Annotated in this window: 13 protein-coding genes and 1 pseudogene; 5 read left to right on the top strand and 9 right to left on the bottom strand. The window is 69.8% G+C overall.

Going from position 1 to position 15,693, the window contains the following annotated elements; all coding sequences use genetic code 11:
* The first annotated feature begins 33 nt into the window (after window positions 1-33).
* Window positions 34-1,668 carry a methyltransferase gene (locus tag AAW13_RS47495; protein WP_046729071.1) on the top strand — a complete coding sequence of 545 codons (1,635 nt, stop codon included), beginning with the start codon at window positions 34-36 and terminating at the stop codon, window positions 1,666-1,668.
* 215 nt (window positions 1,669-1,883) lie between these two features.
* On the opposite strand, the gene AAW13_RS29165 is transcribed toward AAW13_RS47495, so the two are convergent.
* The 8 genes from AAW13_RS29165 to AAW13_RS29200 all read right to left on the bottom strand — a co-directional run bounded on the left by AAW13_RS29165 (window position 1,884) and on the right by AAW13_RS29200 (window position 12,312).
* Window positions 1,884-3,560, bottom strand: coding sequence for a pyridoxal phosphate-dependent aminotransferase (locus AAW13_RS29165; RefSeq protein ID WP_046729070.1), 1,677 nt, complete (start codon window positions 3,558-3,560; stop codon window positions 1,884-1,886).
* Between the two features lie 235 nt (window positions 3,561-3,795).
* Window positions 3,796-4,956: an aldose epimerase family protein gene (locus AAW13_RS29170; protein ID WP_046729069.1), complete on the bottom strand. Its 1,161-nt coding sequence runs from the start codon at window positions 4,954-4,956 to the stop codon at window positions 3,796-3,798.
* 53 nt (window positions 4,957-5,009) lie between these two features.
* Window positions 5,010-6,254 (bottom strand): multiple monosaccharide ABC transporter permease, encoded by a 1,245-nt coding sequence (mmsB, locus tag AAW13_RS29175; protein WP_046729068.1) that lies wholly within the window; start codon window positions 6,252-6,254, stop codon window positions 5,010-5,012.
* On the bottom strand, window positions 6,251-7,801 hold the full coding sequence (gene mmsA, locus AAW13_RS29180; RefSeq protein ID WP_046729067.1) for a multiple monosaccharide ABC transporter ATP-binding protein: 1,551 nt from the start codon (window positions 7,799-7,801) through the stop codon (window positions 6,251-6,253). The genes mmsB and mmsA overlap by 4 nt, the downstream gene beginning before the upstream one ends.
* 42 nt (window positions 7,802-7,843) lie before the next feature.
* Complete coding sequence (gene chvE, locus AAW13_RS29185) at window positions 7,844-8,953, bottom strand: multiple monosaccharide ABC transporter substrate-binding protein (protein WP_046729066.1); 1,110 nt, start codon at window positions 8,951-8,953, stop codon at window positions 7,844-7,846.
* Window positions 8,954-9,057: 104 nt separating this feature from the next.
* On the bottom strand, window positions 9,058-10,035 hold the full coding sequence (locus tag AAW13_RS29190) for a hypothetical protein (protein WP_046729065.1): 978 nt from the start codon (window positions 10,033-10,035) through the stop codon (window positions 9,058-9,060).
* Window positions 10,036-10,150: 115 nt separating this feature from the next.
* Window positions 10,151-11,158, bottom strand: coding sequence for a zinc-dependent alcohol dehydrogenase (locus AAW13_RS29195; RefSeq protein WP_046729064.1), 1,008 nt, complete (start codon window positions 11,156-11,158; stop codon window positions 10,151-10,153).
* On the bottom strand, window positions 11,155-12,312 hold the full coding sequence (locus AAW13_RS29200) for a mandelate racemase/muconate lactonizing enzyme family protein (RefSeq protein ID WP_046729063.1): 1,158 nt from the start codon (window positions 12,310-12,312) through the stop codon (window positions 11,155-11,157). The genes AAW13_RS29195 and AAW13_RS29200 overlap by 4 nt, the downstream gene beginning before the upstream one ends.
* A gap of 201 nt (window positions 12,313-12,513) precedes the next feature.
* Between AAW13_RS29200 and AAW13_RS47845 the strand changes: the two are divergent.
* The 3 genes and pseudogenes from AAW13_RS47845 to AAW13_RS29210 form a co-directional block, all read left to right on the top strand.
* Window positions 12,514-12,738 (top strand): annotated as a pseudogene (locus AAW13_RS47845) (SCO2400 family protein); the annotation flags it as partial.
* A gap of 102 nt (window positions 12,739-12,840) precedes the next feature.
* Entirely contained in the window at window positions 12,841-13,365 is a 525-nt protein-coding gene (locus tag AAW13_RS29205) for a TrbL/VirB6 family protein (RefSeq protein ID WP_143145049.1), read from the top strand.
* A gap of 166 nt (window positions 13,366-13,531) precedes the next feature.
* Entirely contained in the window at window positions 13,532-14,005 is a 474-nt protein-coding gene (locus tag AAW13_RS29210) for a carboxymuconolactone decarboxylase family protein (protein WP_046729061.1), read from the top strand.
* Between the two features lie 39 nt (window positions 14,006-14,044).
* Here the strand turns inward: AAW13_RS29210 and AAW13_RS29215 are convergent, their stop codons facing one another.
* The gene (locus AAW13_RS29215; RefSeq protein WP_046729060.1) at window positions 14,045-14,500 is read right to left on the bottom strand and encodes a MarR family winged helix-turn-helix transcriptional regulator; all 456 of its coding nucleotides are present in this window, start codon (window positions 14,498-14,500) and stop codon (window positions 14,045-14,047) included.
* 92 nt (window positions 14,501-14,592) lie between these two features.
* Between AAW13_RS29215 and AAW13_RS29220 the strand changes: the two genes are divergently transcribed.
* On the top strand, window positions 14,593-15,591 hold the full coding sequence (locus AAW13_RS29220; RefSeq protein WP_046729059.1) for an NADP-dependent oxidoreductase: 999 nt from the start codon (window positions 14,593-14,595) through the stop codon (window positions 15,589-15,591).
* Window positions 15,592-15,693 lie beyond the last annotated feature (102 nt).

Here is a 15,693-nt window from a genome sequence, read left to right on the forward strand (position 1 = left end):
CGATCAACACCTCACGATCAACGGGAATTCTTCATGAACCTCTCCGTCGTACAGCCATGTCTGACGGAAACCGACCTGGACCGGATCCGGCACGCGGCCGACCACGTCCGCGGCCACGACACCGACCAGGTCCTCGCCGAGCTGCTGCCCCGCCTGACCGCCGAGGACCGCGCCGACGTCGCCCGGCACCTCGGCTACGACCACACCGCCGTACTGGTCTTCCCCGCCTCCCTCGACGGGCTCGGCGACGAACTCCGGCGCGCCGGACTGGACCCGGGGCCGGTCGCCCCCAGCGTGGTGGTGCGCGGGCGGCTGGCCCGGCGCTACGGCGCGGCCCTCGCGGACAGCCGGGTCGGCATCGTGCACGTGCCCGTCGCCGGACGCACCGTGGAGATCTTCGCGCTGCCCGTACCGCCCGGCTCCCCGCTGGAGGCGGTCGCCGCCGACGAGCGCGCTGCCGGTCACGAGTCCCACCACGCCTTCGCCGTCACCGCACCGGGACGGGTGATCCCGGCCGGGCTGCGCACCCTGCTGACCGAACGCGCGGGCGCGGTCCCGGACGGCGGCGGCTACAACGACCACGAGAACGTCACCGTCCTCTACTTCCGCACCGCCCGGCACCGCCGCTTCGAACTGCGGCTGCCCGGCCGCCACGAGCCCGTCCCCGACCCCACCCTCGCCCTGCTCGGCGTGATGACCGGTGCCTGGGCCACCCAGGCCGTCCGCACCATGGCCGAACTCGGCCTCGCCGACCACCTCGCCGCCCGCCCCGGTCTCGACGCCGGCACCCTCGCCGGGCTGACCGGCACCGACCCGGACGCGCTGCGCCGCCTGCTGCGCTACCTGGCCGGCCTCGGCCTGCTCACCGCCTCCGGCGCCACGTACCACCTCACCGCCCTCGGCGAACCCCTGCGCACCGGCGCCGAGTTCTCCCTGCACCCGCTCGCGCTGCTGTACGGCGGCCCGTTCTACGACTCCTTCGCCGGGCTGCCGTACGCCGTACGCACCGGGCAGGAAGCTTTCGCCCACCGGCACGGGCAGCACCACTTCCGCCACTTCGCCGAGCACCCCGAGCTCGGTGACCTCTTCCACCGGGGGATGGCGGCGAGCGCGGAGATGTTCACCCCGGTACCGCACCTGGCCGACTTCTCCGCCGCCCGGCGGGTGATCGACGTGGGCGGCGGGAACGGGGCGCTGCTCGGCCGGATCCTGCGGGCCCACGGCCACCTGGAGGGTGTCCTGCTGGAACGCCCGGACGCGCTGGCGGCGGCCCGCCCCCGGCTGGCCGACCTCGCCGGCCGCTGTGCCTTCGTCCCCGGCGACTTCACGGAGTCGGTGCCCGACGGCGGTGACGTCTATCTCCTGTCCCGGGTCCTGCACGACTGGGACGACGACCGCTGCCGCACGATCCTGCGCCGCTGCGCGCGGGCGATGCGCCCCGGCACGGAACTCCTCCTGGTGGAACGCCTGCTGCCGGCCCACGAGGGCACCCCGTCCCCGACCCCGGCCTGGGACATCCACATGCTGTGCAACGTCGGCGGCCGGGAACGCGACGAGGCCCACTACCGACAACTACTGGAGGAGACGGGCTTCAAGCTGGAGAGCTGCCACGTTTTGCCCTTGGGAGCATCACTACTGCACGCCGTCCGCGTGGACGAGCCTCTTTAGGGCCGCTGGGGGAGGAACTGCGCGACCGGCGACGCACCACCCGTACCGTTGAACGCCGTCCAGCTCGACGTGCCCCTAAAGGGGCGCGGGGAACTGCGCGACCGGCCACGGACAACCCGCACCCGGCCGCGCACGGCACGCCCCCGCCGGTCAGCCGGTCTGTGCACGGCACGCCCCGTCGGTCAGCCGGTCTGTACACGGGATGCTCCCGTCGGTCAGCCGGTCTGTCCCATCCCCGCCGCATTGGGCCAGCTCTGCGCATTCGGCCACCCCGTCGCAGGCGCCGGCGACAACCCCGGCGCGGGCGGCGGCGCGGTGGCCCCCCGCACCTGCGCCGCGGTCAGCCCACCGCGGGCCGGCACCCCGGGGGGCGTCGGCCCGGTCGGCATGGGCGCGGGGGCAGGCGCGGGCGCGGGCATCTGCGGCATCTGCATCGGCGGCGCGGGCGTCGGCGTCGGCGCCATCATCGGCTGCGGTGCCATCGGCGCCTGCATGGGCATCTGCATCTGAGCCGCCGCCGGCACCGGCACCGGAACCGGCGCCATCATCGGCTGCGGCACCCCCACCCCGCCGGACTGCCCGGCCATCGGCATGCCGAGACCGGCCGCGGCGGCCAGACCGGGCCCCGGCGCCGGTGCGAGGCTCGGGACCGGCCCCGCCCCCACGGCCTGCGCCAACTGCATCCCCGCCCCGTTCGTCTCGCTCACCAGCCGGTCGACGGCCGCCGTACCCGAGCTGTAGCTGGTCCCGTTGCCCAGCTCGGGTACGGCGGTTCCCCTCCTGGTCCCGTAGAGCACCTGCTCCATGGCGGACACCAGGCGACGCACGTCCACCTCGGGGCGTACCACGAGCCTCAGGAAGCGGCTGGAAGAACCGATCTTGTTGCCGCACTCGCGGACCAGGATCCGGTGCTCGGTGAGCATCCGGTCCCGGACCACGGTGCCCTCGGCGCCGACGGGAAGGCGCACGAAGAGGAAGTTGCCCTGCGAGGGGTAGACGGTCAGGCCGGGCAGCGCGGAGAGCTGGCTCGCCATCTCCAGCCGGTCCTTGCGGACCTGGAGCAGGCTCTGCGCGTACTCGGCGCCGTGCTCCTTGAGCATGAAGACGACGTACTCGGCGAACGCGTTGAGGTTCCACTTCGGCAGCATCGAGCGGACCTTGCCGGCCAGCGAGGGGTTGGCGACCATGTAGCCGAAACGGATGCCGTGCAGGCCGAAGTTCTTGCCGAGGCTGCGCAGCACGATGACGTTCGGCCGGATCATCGCCTCCTGCACGACGCTCGGCTCCTGTTCGGCGTCGGCGAACTCCAGGAACGACTCGTCGATGACGATGAGGTCCAGGTCGGCCATGGCGTCCATGAACTGGACGAGCGCGTGCTTGTGGAGGAACCCGCCGTCGGGGTTGTTCGGATTGCAGATCACCGCGACCTTGGTCCCCCGGGTGCGGATGAAGTCGGCGTACTGCGCGAGGTCGAGGGCGAAGCCGCTGGACTCCTGGAGCGGGAACATGTCGACCCGCTTGCCGGTCTCCATGGGCTGGTCGGTCCAGCGGCCGAAGGTGGGGACGGGGATGGCGAGGGACTCGCGGACCAGCAGGTGGTCGATCCAGGTGATCAGCTCGGTGGAGCCGTTGCCCATGGCGACGGCCTGCGGCGGGAGCTGGAGGAGGTTGCACAGCTCGGCGGTGATGGTGTCGGCGCTGCTCGGGTAGAAGGTGATGATGTCCTTGAGCCGCGCGGCCATTGTTTCCATCATGGCCGGAGTGGGGAAATAGGGGTTACAGGGGATGCAGAAGTCAACCGGCCCGGTCCCGTCGCCTCCTTCGCGTGCCAGCGCCGCCATCGACGGGCTGTGAGCTCCGCTGCGGAACAACGAGGTGACGTTGCCGGCCATTGAACCTCCGTATGAGGCGGGCCCGATGGGGACGTCCGGGCCCGTCGTCTTGGGTGGCCCGCGCGGGGGAGCACGGGCCACCCTTGAATACGGAGACGCCTGATCCTCTGTTCACCCGGTGTGAAAAAAGTGTGAGTGACCGATTCTTCACAGCGCCGGGTTGTGCAACGCGCCCCGAAGGGGCGCGGGGAACTGCGCGACCAGCCCCTTACTGCCCGCACAGTCCCCCACTACCTCAGGCGTCGAACGTATGAACCGTCCGCGTCCTGTACACGTGCCCCGGCCGCAACACGGTCGACGGGAAGTTCGCGTGGTTCGGCGAATCAGGGAAGTGCTGCGTCTCCAGGCACAGCGCGTCCCCCTGCCGGTAGGTGTGCCCACCCGTCCCCGTCAGCGTCCCGTCCAGGAAGTTCCCGGAGTAGAACTGGAGCCCCGGCTGGTCGGTCGCGATCTTCAGCGTCCGGCCCGACCGCGGGTCCCGCAGCGTCGCGATGTGCTCCGGCTTAGCGGTGACGCCCTTGTCGAGCACCCAGTTGTGGTCGTACCCCTTGGCCTGCACCTGCTGGACGTGCCCGGCGCGGATGTCCCGGCCGATCGTCTTGGTCTCCCGGAAGTCGAACGGCGTGCCGCGTACGGTGGCCAGCTCACCCGTGGGGATCAGCCCCGAGTCGGTCGGCGTGTAGCGGCCCGCCGCGATCGTCAGCTCGTGGTCCTCGATGGTGCCGCTGCCCTCGCCGGCCAGGTTCCAGTAGACGTGGCTGGTGAGGTTGACGACCGTGGCCTTGTCGGTGGTGGCCTCGTAGTCGATGACCCACTCGCCGCGCCGGGTCAGCGTGTACGTCACCTTCGCCTTGAGCGTGCCCGGGTAGCCCATCTCGCCGTCGATGCTGGTGTAGTGCAGGACGAGGCCGACGTCCGAGCCCTTCACGAACGGCTCGACGTCCCAGACGTGCTTGTCGAAGCCCTGGGTGCCGCCGTGCAGGCTGTTCACACCGTCGTTGACGGACAGCTGGTAGCTCTTGCCGTCGAGGGTGAACTGCCCCTTGCCGATGCGGTTGCCGTACCGGCCGATCAGGGCGCCGAAGTACGGGGACTTGGCCACGTAGTCGTCGATGTCGTCGAAGCCGTTGACCACGTTGGCGTAGTGGCCGCGCCGGTCCGGCAGCTCCAGGGTCTGGACGACTCCGCCCCAGTTGAGGACCTTCAGCCGGGTGCCGCCGTTCTCCAGCGACCAGCGGTAGATCTTCGTGCCGTCGGCGAGCTTCCCGAAGGACTCCTTCACCGGCTTCCTGCCTCCCGAACCGGTGGCGGCCTCGGCACTGCCCGTCCCGAGGGTGGTGGCGGCGATGCCCGCCGCCGCGGCTCCTGCGATGACCGTGCGTCTGTTCAGTTCCACGTGCGGCTCCTGGATAAAGGAGGGGCCCCGCCTTCCGGCGGGGCCCGCGCTGACTACGAACCGGACTTGCGCTTGTTCCACACGTCGAACCCGACCGCCGCGAGCAGGGCGAGGCCCTTGATGACCTGCTGCCAGTCGGTGCCGACGCTGAGGAGGTTCATGCCGTTGTTCAGCACGCCGAGGACGAGACCGCCGATGATGGCACCGAGGATGGTGCCGACACCGCCGCTCATGGAGGCGCCGCCGATGAACGAGGAGGCGATCGCCTCCAGTTCGAAACCGTCGCCCGCCTTCGGCGAGGCCGCGTTCAGCCGGGCCGCTACCACCAGACCGGCCAGGGCCGCGAGCACGCCCATGTTCAGGAAGACGTAGAAGGTGACCTTCTTGTCCTTGACGCCGGACAGCTTGGCCGCCGGCAGGTTGCCGCCGATCGCGTAGATATGCCGGCCGAAGACCGCGTTGCGCATCACGTAGCCGTAGCCGACGACCAGCACGCCCAGCACGATCAGGACGATCGGGGCGCCCTTGTAGCTGGCGAGCAGCATCGTCATGACGAGGATCGCGGCGACGAGCGCGGTCAGCTTCAGCAGGAACAGCCGGGTGGGCGGCACATCAAGGGCGAACTCCTGCTGGCGGCGCCGGTCCCGGAACTCCTGCCAGACCACGGCGGCGATCAGCACGAGGCCCAGCAGCAGCGTGATGTTGTGGTAGTTGGTGTGCGGGCCGACCTCGGGGAGGAAGCCGTTGCCGAGGTTCTGAAGGCCGTTCGGGAACGGGCCGATGGTCTGACCCTGGAGCAGGATCTCGGTGAGACCGCGGAAGAGCAGCATCCCCGCGAGGGTGACGATGAACGACGGTATGCCGAAGTAGGCGATCAGCACGCCTTGGGCGGCGCCCGCGAAGGCCCCCATCACCAGGCACAGGACCAGGGCGACCGGCCAGGGCACCCCGTGGTTGACCGTCAGCACGGCCGCGAAGGCGCCCACGAACGCGGTCAGTGAGCCGACCGACAGGTCGATGTGCCCGGCGATGATCACCATCATCATGCCGATGGCCAGGATCAGGATGTAGCTGTTCTGGAGGACCAGGTTGGAGACGTTGCGCGGCAGCAGCAGGTCCCCGTCGGTCCACACGGCGAACAGGGCGACGATCAGACCGAGCGCGATCAGCATCCCGTACTGGCGCATGTTGCGGCGCAGTCCGTCGAGGACCATCCGGAGCAGGTTCCCGTCGGCGGCCGATCCGCTCCCGCCCGGCGGCGCGGGCGCCGGGCTCTTGGCGGTGACATCCGTGCTCATCGCGTTACCTCTTTGTCCTTCGTCATATGGCGCATCAGCACTTCCTGCGTGGCCTCGGCCCTGGGCACCTCACCGGTCAGGCGGCCCGCGGCCATGGTGTAGATGCGGTCGCACATGCCGAGCAGTTCGGGCAGCTCGGAGGAGATGAAGACGACCGCCTTGCCCTGGGCGGCCAGTTGGTCGATGACCGTGTAGATCTCGTACTTGGCGCCCACGTCGATACCGCGGGTCGGCTCGTCCAGGATCAGCACCTCGGGACCGGCGAAGATCCACTTGCTGAGGACGACCTTCTGCTGGTTGCCGCCCGACAGCTTGCCCACCGGCTCGAAGACCGTCGGCGCCTTGATGTTCATGGACTTGCGGTAGCCCTCGGAGACCTGCCGCTCCTCGTGCTCGTCCACGATCCCTCGCCTGGCCACCTTCTTCAGCGCGGTCAGCGAGATGTTCCGGTTGATGGTGTCGATGAGGTTGAGGCCGTAGTGCTTGCGGTCCTCGGTGACGTACGCGATGCCGTGCCCGACCGCCTCGGCGACCGACTTGGTACGGATCTCGGTGCCGTCCTTGAGGACCGTCCCGCCGTCGTAGCGGCCGTAGGTCCGCCCGAAGACGTTCATCGCCAGTTCGGTGCGGCCAGCGCCCATCAGGCCCGCGATACCGACGATCTCACCGCGCCGGACGTGGATCGACACGTCGTCGACGACCTTGCGCTCGTGGTCGATCGGGTGCCGCACGGTCCAGTCGCGGATCTCCAGGGCCGGCGCCGCGTCCTCCTCGCCCTCGTAGGGGGTGCGCTCGGGGAAGCGGTGGTCCAGGTCGCGGCCCACCATGCCGGAGATGATCCGCTCCTCGGTCGTCTCCTTCGACTTCACGTCGAGGGTCTCGATGGAGTGACCGTCCCGGATGATCGTGACCGAGTCGGCGACCCGGCGGATCTCGTTGAGCTTGTGGGAGATGATGATCGAGGTGATGCCCTGGTTCTTCAACTCCAGGATCAGATCGAGGAGTTTGCCGCTGTCCTCGTCGTTCAGCGCCGCGGTGGGCTCGTCGAGGATGAGCAGCTTCACCTTCTTCGACAGCGCCTTCGCGATCTCCACCAGCTGCTGCTTGCCCACGCCGATGTCGGCGACGCGGGTCTCCGGGTGGTCGTCCAGACCCACCCGGCGCAGCAGTTCGGTTGCGTGCCGCAGGGTCTCCCGCCAGTCGATGAACCCGCCCTTGGCGTGTTCGTTGCCGAGGAAGATGTTCTCCGCCAGCGAGAGGTACGGCGACAGCGCCAGCTCCTGGTGGATGATCACGATGCCGCGCTGTTCGCTCGCCCGGATGTCACCGAACTCGCAGAGCTGTCCCTCGAAGAGGATCTCGCCCTCGTAACTGCCGTGCGGGTGGACGCCGGAGAGGACCTTCATGAGGGTCGACTTGCCGGCGCCGTTCTCCCCGCAGATGGCGTGGACCTCGCCCTGGCGGACGGTCAGCGTGACGTCCGACAACGCCTTGACGCCGGGAAAGGTCTTGACGATCGAGCGCATTTCCAGGACGGGTCCCGCCATGGTCTGCCTTCCAATCAGTGCTTGTCGGTCAGGGCCGGCGGATTACTTGAGCTCGGCGTCGGTGTAGTAGCCGCCCTTGACCAGGACTTCCTCGTAGTTGGTCTTGTCGACGCTCACCGGCTGGAGCAGGTAGGCGGGGACGACCTTGGACCCGTTGTTGTAGGTCTTGGTGTCGTTGACCTGCGGGGTCTTCTTGTTCAGGACGTCGTCGACCATGGTCGCGGCGACCTTGGCGAGCTGCCGGGTGTCCTTGTAGACGGTCTGCGTCTGCTGACCCGCGATGATCGACTTCACCGAGGCCAGCTCGGCGTCCTGACCCGTGATGACGGGCAGCGGCTGGCTGCCGGACCCGTAGCCGTCCGACTTCAGCGCGGCGATGATGCCGATCGAGATGCCGTCGTAGGGCGAGAGCACCGCGTCGACCTTGGCGGACTTGTAGGAGGAGGTGAGGATGTCCTCCATGCGCGACTGCGCGGTCGCGCCGTCCCAGCGCAGCGTGGTGACCTTGTTCAGCGCGGTCTGGCCGGACTTGACCACCAGCTGCTTCTTGTCGATGTACGGCTGGAGCACGCTCATCGCGCCGTTGAAGAAGTACTTGGTGTTGTTGTCGTCGTTCGAGCCGGCGAACAGCTCGATGTTGAACGGGCCCTTCTTGCCGCTGTCCAGACCGAGCTTGTGCACGATGTACGTGCCCTGTTCGACGCCGACCTTCTCGTTGTCGAAGGACGCGTAGTAGTCGACGTTCTTGGTGCCGAGGATCAGCCGGTCGTAGGCGATGACCGGGATGTTGGCGTCCGCGGCCTCCTGGAGCACGTTGTTCAGGGACTTGTTGTCGATGGCCGCGATGATCAGGCCCTTGACGCCCTGCGTGATCAGGTTCTCGATCTGGGAGACCTGGGTGTCCGGGTCGTCCTCGCCGTAGACCAGCTTGGTCTTGTAGCCCTTGGACTCCAGGTTCTTGACGACGTTGTTGCCGTCGTTGATCCAGCGCTCGGAGGACTTGGTCGGCATCGCGATGCCGATGGTGCCGCCCTTGGCGCTGCCGCTGTCCTCCTTGCTGCCGCCTTCGCCGCTCTGGCCGCAGGCGGACAGCGTCAGGGCGAGGGAGGCGGCCCCGGCTATGAGGGTGAGGGCGCTTCTACGAGTGCGCATGGTGATCGTCCCTGTTCTTCTCGTCGTTGAGAGGTTGAAGCGCCCCGAAGGGGCGCGGGGAACTGCGCGACCAGCCACGACGGACCCGCAGTCCCCAACGTTCGTCAGGCGGAACCCTCGACGGGGAACCGGCGGAGAGCCCCCGGCAGCCGCGACCCCAGCGGCGCCATGTCGCCGTCCGCGCCGTGCCGGGCCAGCAGGTCCAGCGCGAGCCGGCCCCGCCGCACCCGCTCCTTCGCGGTGCTCAGCGTCACGTCCCGCAGGTGGGTGCCCCACGGGTAGATGCCGGGCGCCTTGGACAGGCCGAACTTCAGGTAGACCGGCGCGCCGCGCCGGATCAGCTCGGCGACCTCGTACATCCGGATGTAGCCGCCGAGGTCGTCCGGGGCCTCGATGTACATGTCCAGGGGAGCGCCGGACACCCGGCGGATCTCGGTGAGGTGGTCGAGCGTCAGGTCGCTCGGCACGTTGACCGAGTCGGCGCCCAGGTGCTCGAAGACGGAGTACGACGCCGGGTTGACCGGACCGATCAGCGCGGACACCTTCAGCGTGGTGTCGGCCGGGATGATTCCGGCCTCCCGCGCCCGGTGCAGCGTCCACAGCACGCCCTCGTCGGCGACGAGCAGGCACTTGACGCCCAGCTCCGTGGCCCGGACCGCGTCCTCGACGCAGCCGGCGACGGCGTCGTGACCGCGGGCGCGCAGTCCGGCCCCCCGCGAGTCGGAGCGCACCGAGCCGCCGATGTCCCAGGTGCCGCGCGGGCCGGTGAACAGGCAGAGCTCGATGTCCCGTTCGGCGGTGGCGTCGACCATCTCGGTGATCTCGGCGTCGGTGAGCATCCACACGCCGCTGCCCTGGCTGATCCGGTGGATCGGCACGTCCAGGCGCGAGGACTCCTTGAGTACGACGGCAAGCGCCTCGGGACCCTCGCAGGAGGGAATCTCGGTGCGCCACTTGCCGCCGCCCGGGAAGCTGTGGGCGGAGGCGTCGGCGGGGTCGAGGGCGGGCGCGCCCAGACCGAGGGCGGTGAGCGCCTGCTCACCGGGTCGGCGGGCCGCCGTAACGGAAGCGTCGGTCGTCACAAGCTGTCCTTCATGTTCGGTATATCGGACAAGGTTCGCGGCTCGGGGTAGAGAAAACGGCTTGGTGGTACGCCGGTCACGGCGAGGTCAGGGCACGCCGCGACCGGCGTACGACTCAGGGGCGGAGCAGCACCTTGCCCACCTTCGGATCACCGGCCCCCACCAGCTCGATGGCCTGGGGGAACTCGGTCAGCGGCAGCTCGTGCGTGATCAGTGGCGAGGGGTCGAGGAGACCGGCCCCGAAGACCCGTACCGTGTGCGCCCAGGCGTCCGGCGGCGCACCGAAGACGGTGTGCACCTCCAGCTGCCGTACGACGAGCTCGGTCGGGTCGAGACCGTCGGCACCCGCGGCCGGGATCCCGGTCAGGACCAGGCGTCCGCCGCGCCTGAGCAGGGAGGCGGCGGTGCGCGCGGCGGACGCGGACCCGGCGGTCTCGATGACCACGTCGAAGTCGTCGGGCAGTTTCTGGTCCCTGGTCCGGAAGTCGGTCGCCCCGAACTGCCGGGAGAGCGCCTCCCGGTCGTTCCGGGTACCGACCACCAGCAGTTCGCCCGGCGAGATCGCCTTCAGGAACTGCACGGCGAACATGCCCAGCGTCCCGGTGCCGACCACCGCGACCCGCTCGCCCGGCTGGGCGTTGCCCTTCAGGGCGGCGGCCGCGATACAGGCGGCGGGCTCCAGGAGAGCCGCGGCCGTCAGGTCGGCGTCGTCCGGGAGGACGTGCAGCAGGCGGGCCGGGAGGGTGAGCGTCGTGGCCATGGCGCCCGGCTGGGTGAAGCCGGTCTCCTCGTAGCCGTCGGTGCACAGGGTGGTCTCGCCGGCGTGGCAGCGGTCGCACACCTGGCAGTTCCGGAAGCCCTCGCCGACGACCTTGCGGCCGACCAGGCCTCCGGGCACGCCGGCGCCCACCGCCCGTACCGTCCCGGACCACTCGTGACCCGGCGTCAGCGGGTACCGGACGTACCCCTCGGGCCGGTTCCCCTGGTACACCTCGCGGTCGCTTCCGCAAATCCCGACCGCGTGCACGGCGACCAGCGCCTCTCCGGGGCCGGGGTCGCGGGGCGTGTGCTCCTCGACCCGGTGGCTGCCCGGCGCCTCGACGACGACCTGGGTCGCGCTCACTTCGTGCCCTTGGGCTTGCGCTGCTCCCAGCCGTCCGCCCACAGGTCGAAGCGGGCCTGCTGCTGCGGGAACTCCGCGGCCGCGTCGGCGTCGAACTCGACCCCGAGCCCCGGCGCGTCGGACAGGTGGAAGTACCCGTCGACCACCTCGGGCGCGCCCTTGACCACCTTCTTGATCTCGGCGTCGGCGAAGTCGTTGAAGTGCTCCAGGATCTTGAAGTTCGGGGAGGTGAACCCGACCTGGAGGGAGGCGGCGGTCAGTACGGAGCCGCCGACGTTGTGCGGCGCGACCAGCACGTAGTGCGTCTCGGCGGTGGCGGCGAGCTTGCGCGTCTCCCAGATTCCACCGATATGGCCGACGTCCGGCTGGATGATGTCCACGGCCTGGCTCTCGAAGAGCTCGCGGAACTCGATGCGGTCGTGGATGCGCTCACCGGTGGCGACCGGGATGTCCACCTTGGCGGCGACCTTCTCCAGCGCCTTCAGGTTCTCCGGCGGGCAGGGCTCCTCCAGCCAGGCCGGCTTGAAGGGGGCCAGCTCCTTGGCCAGCCGTACGGCGGTGGCGGGGGAGAAGCGGCCGTGCATCTCCAGCATCAGCTCGGCGTCCGGCCCGATGGCGTCCCGCACGGCCTCGATGAGCGAGACGGAGTACAGCGTCTGCTCGTGGTCCAGCTCGAAGTGCCCGGTGCCGAACGGGTCGATCTTCAGCGCCCGGTACCCGCGCTCGATCACTCCCTGGGCCGCCTTGTGGTACGCCTCCGGCGTCCGCTCGGTGGTGTACCAGCCGTTGGCGTACGCCTTGACCTTGTCGGTCACCTTGCCGCCGAGCAGCTGCCACACCGGCACGCCCAGGGCCTTGCCCTTGATGTCCCAGCAGGCCATCTCGATCACGGCGATGCCGGACATGACGATCTCGCCCGCCCGGCCGTAGTCGCCGTACTTCATCCGGCGTACGAGGTCTTCCACTGCGAACGGGTCGGAACCGAGAATGTGGTTCGCCTCGGCCTCCCGCAGGTAGCCGATCAGCGCGTCGGTGTGACCGAGCATCCGGGTCTCGCCGACTCCCGTGATCCCCTCGTCGGTGTGCACCTGGACGTAGGTCAGGTTGCGCCAGGGCGTCCCGACCACGTGTGTGCTGATTCCGGTGATGCGCACGGCAGTTGCCCCTCAGCTGTTCGAGATTTCGTCACACGTTCGAAATGCTGGCGTGACAGTAAGGACGGGGCGGTCTGGGTGTCAATGGGTCGAACAGGTAACGGTTTCGACAAGGCTTTCGACAGTTTTTTCGGTCCCCCACAGAACCTTCACAGAGGTGCCTGGTTATGTGACCCGCGGGGAACTTAGTCTTCCCGCGTCATGGACTACTGCCACCCGTGCCGACGGCACCTCAACGGCGCCCTCGCCTGCCCCGGGTGCGGCGCACCGGTCGAAACGCTACGCGCGTCCGCGCCCGAGGCGGCCCCTCCCGGCCCGGCCGCCGATGCCGGAACGCCGTACACGGGAGCGGAGTTCACCGAAGCCGGACGCGGCGGCGGGGGCAGCGAGGCCGAAGGGGCCGAAGGGGCCGAAGGGGCCGACGAACCCCGGGCGGGCGGCCGGGCCGACCGGCGCCGCGCCGCCCGCGGGAGAGGGCGCGGGCGGGCCGCCGAGGGTCCCTCCGGAAGCCCCTCCGACGGCGCTCCCGTGGGCCCGTCCGAGGCCGACGGCAGCCGTCGCGACCGCAAGGCGGCGGCACATCGAAGACGGCGCCGCAGGATCCTGCTCGTGAGCGCGGCCTGCGTCCTGGCGGCCGGCGCCCTGAGCCTCGCCGAACTCGGCACCGACGCCATACCCTTCACCAGCCCCGGCGCCACCTCGGCCGGCGGCGACACGACCGACGGCGGCACCGCCACGTCGTCCCCCGGTACGACGGCCCAGCCCCTGGGTGACACCTCGGGCGCCACGGGCGCGCCGGGCTCCGCCTCGCCCGACCCCTCGGCCTCCCCGTCCCCTTCCGCGTCGAAGGACAAGGCGTCCGGCTCCCCGTCGGCGTCCCCGAAGGACACGGACGCCCAGTCGGCGACGGTGGCCCCGGGCAGCGGTGCGCCGACGGCGGCACCGGCCACCACGGCGGGCTCGACCCCGACGGCGGCCCCGACGACCTCGGACCCGACCCCGGCCCCGTCCCCGACCCAGACGTGCAACCGCTTCCTCTGGTGGTGTACGTGAGCGGGAGCGTCCCGTCAGGTGCGCTGGGGGAGGGACTGTGCGAGCAACCACGGATCATCCGCAGTTGACGCAGTGCTGAAGCAAATTCAGCAAACGTGTCACATCCTGCTCCCCCGGCCCGTCATAGGTGCGTAACCCACTGGGACGACACCGCAGGGAGCACCCCATGGAAGCCCGTCTGAACCTCTTCGCCAGCCCCGTCGCCACCAAGCTCGTCAAGCACTTCGTCGGCGCCGGCAAGGTCGCTCACGAGACGACGGTCCCCGACGCCACCCTGGAGCTCGTGAAGATCCGCGCCAGCCAGATCAACGGCTGCGGCTACTGCCTCGACATGCACACCAAGGACGCGGCCGAGGCCGGCGAGACCCAGCAGCGCCTCCACCTGGTCGGTGCCTGGCGCGAGGCGACCGTCTTCACCGAGGCCGAGCGTGCCGCCCTGGAGCTGGCCGAGCAGGGCACCCGGATCGCCGACGCGGCCGGCGGTGTCCCGGACGAGGTCTGGGAGAACGCGGCCAAGCACTACGACTCGGAGGAACTCGTCGCGCTGGTGGCGACGATCGCCGCGATCAACGCCTTCAACCGGCTGAACGTCATCTTCCAGCAGCCGGCCGGCGACTACCGCCCGGGTCAGTTCGCGTAACGCCACCGAGGGGCCGGTGTCGCCGGGGAGCACCGGCCCCTACGCGTCGGTGCCCAGCATCCGCCGCAGCAGGTCCCGTAGCGACAGCCGCTCCGCGTCCGTGAGGCCCGCCAGCGGCTCGCGCGCGAAGCGCAGCCCCTCCCGCAGGTCGCGGGCGACCCGCCGGCCCTCGTCGGTCGCCGCGGCCAGCTTCACCCGGCGGTCCGCCGGGTCCGGCCGCCGCTCCACGAGCCCGCGCGCCTCCAGCCGGTCCACGATCCCCGTCACGTTGGACGGCTCGCACTTCAGTTTCTGCGCCAGCTTCCGCATCGGCAGCGGCTCCAGCGACAGCAGGCTGAGCAGGCGAGCCTGCGCCCCGGTCAGCGCGTGTTCGCCCGCCGCCTCCTCGTAGTCGGCGTAGAAACGGGACACGACGTCCCCGATGAGCTCGACGACCTCGAGGGTCAGGGCGTCGGGTCTGCGGGTCTGCGCCGGGGTGGACCGTGAGGTGGACATGAACTCCAGGATACCCGGTTACTTGACATTCTGAAATATTCAGGAGCATGGTTGTTTCAGGTACTGAAGTATTTTCGGAAAGGCGCACCGTCATGATCAACCGCGAGTGGCACCTGGTCAGCCGTCCCGTCGGCTGGCCGAAGCCCGAGGACTTCGCCCTGGTCGAGGCCGAGGTCCCGACGCCGGGTGAAGGACAGGTGCTGGTACGGAACAAGTACGTCTCCGTGGACCCGTACATGCGCGGCAGGATGAGCTCGGCCAAGTCCTACGTGGCCCCCTTCGAACTGGGCAAGGTCATGCAGGGCGGCGCGGTCGGCGAGGTCGTCGAGTCGAACGCCGAGGGCATCGCGGCCGGCGACCACGTCCTGCACTTCTTCGGCTGGCGCGAGTACGCCGTCGTGGACGCGAAGAACGCCGTCAAGGTGGACGCGCAGGCCGCGCCCCTGTCGACGTACCTCGGTGTCCTCGGCATGACCGGCCTCACCGCTTACGCGGGTCTGCTGCGCACCGCCTCCTTCAAGGAGGGCGACTCCGTCTTCGTGTCCGGCGCGGCCGGCGCGGTCGGCAGCCAGGTCGGCCAGATCGCCAGGCTCAAGGGCGCCTCCCGGGTGATCGGCTCGGCCGGCTCCGACGAGAAGGTCAAGCTCCTGGTCGAGGAGTACGGTTTCGACGCGGCCTTCAACTACAAGAACGGCCCGGTCGCCGAGCAGCTGCGGGCCGCCGCCCCGGACGGCGTCGACGTGTACTTCGACAACGTCGGCGGTGACCACCTGGAGGCTGCGATCGGGCAGCTCAACCGGGACGGCCGGATCGCGGTCTGCGGCATGATCTCGGTCTACAACAGCACCGAGCCCGTCCCCGGCCCGAAGAACCTCGCGCGCCTCATCCAGACCCGCGGGCGCATCGAGGGCTTCCTGGTCGGCGACCACTACGACCTTCAGCCGCAGTTCGTCGCCGAGGTCGGCCCGTGGGTCGCGTCCGGGCAGCTGAAGTACCGCGAGACGGTCGTCGAGGGCATCGAGAACAACCTGGAGGCGTTCCTCGGGGTGCTGCGCGGCGACAACACCGGGAAGATGATCGTCAAGCTGTGAACGCCCGTCCGGCGCCCCCGCCGCGGGGGCGCCGGACGTCGCGCCACCGAAGCCCCCTTCGGAATACCTCTGTTGGATCCTGTCCGAAGTCTTCCCCGGAGC

Origin of the sequence: Streptomyces humi (genome assembly GCF_001005085.2) — a bacterium.
GTDB lineage: Bacteria > Actinomycetota > Actinomycetes > Streptomycetales > Streptomycetaceae > Streptomyces > Streptomyces humi.

What these genes read in the sequence shown, in the direction of transcription:
- AAW13_RS47495 (WP_046729071.1), top strand. Translation starts at nt 34, where the DNA reads ATGAACCTCTCCGTCGTACAGCCATGTCTGACGGAAACCGACCTGGAC.
- AAW13_RS29165 (WP_046729070.1), bottom strand. Translation starts at nt 3,560, where the DNA reads ATGGCCGGCAACGTCACCTCGTTGTTCCGCAGCGGAGCTCACAGCCCG.
- mmsB (WP_046729068.1), bottom strand. Translation starts at nt 6,254, where the DNA reads ATGAGCACGGATGTCACCGCCAAGAGCCCGGCGCCCGCGCCGCCGGGC.
- mmsA (WP_046729067.1), bottom strand. Translation starts at nt 7,801, where the DNA reads ATGGCGGGACCCGTCCTGGAAATGCGCTCGATCGTCAAGACCTTTCCC.
- chvE (WP_046729066.1), bottom strand. Translation starts at nt 8,953, where the DNA reads ATGCGCACTCGTAGAAGCGCCCTCACCCTCATAGCCGGGGCCGCCTCC.
- AAW13_RS29210 (WP_046729061.1), top strand. Translation starts at nt 13,532, where the DNA reads ATGGAAGCCCGTCTGAACCTCTTCGCCAGCCCCGTCGCCACCAAGCTC.
- AAW13_RS29215 (WP_046729060.1), bottom strand. Translation starts at nt 14,500, where the DNA reads ATGTCCACCTCACGGTCCACCCCGGCGCAGACCCGCAGACCCGACGCC.
- AAW13_RS29220 (WP_046729059.1), top strand. Translation starts at nt 14,593, where the DNA reads ATGATCAACCGCGAGTGGCACCTGGTCAGCCGTCCCGTCGGCTGGCCG.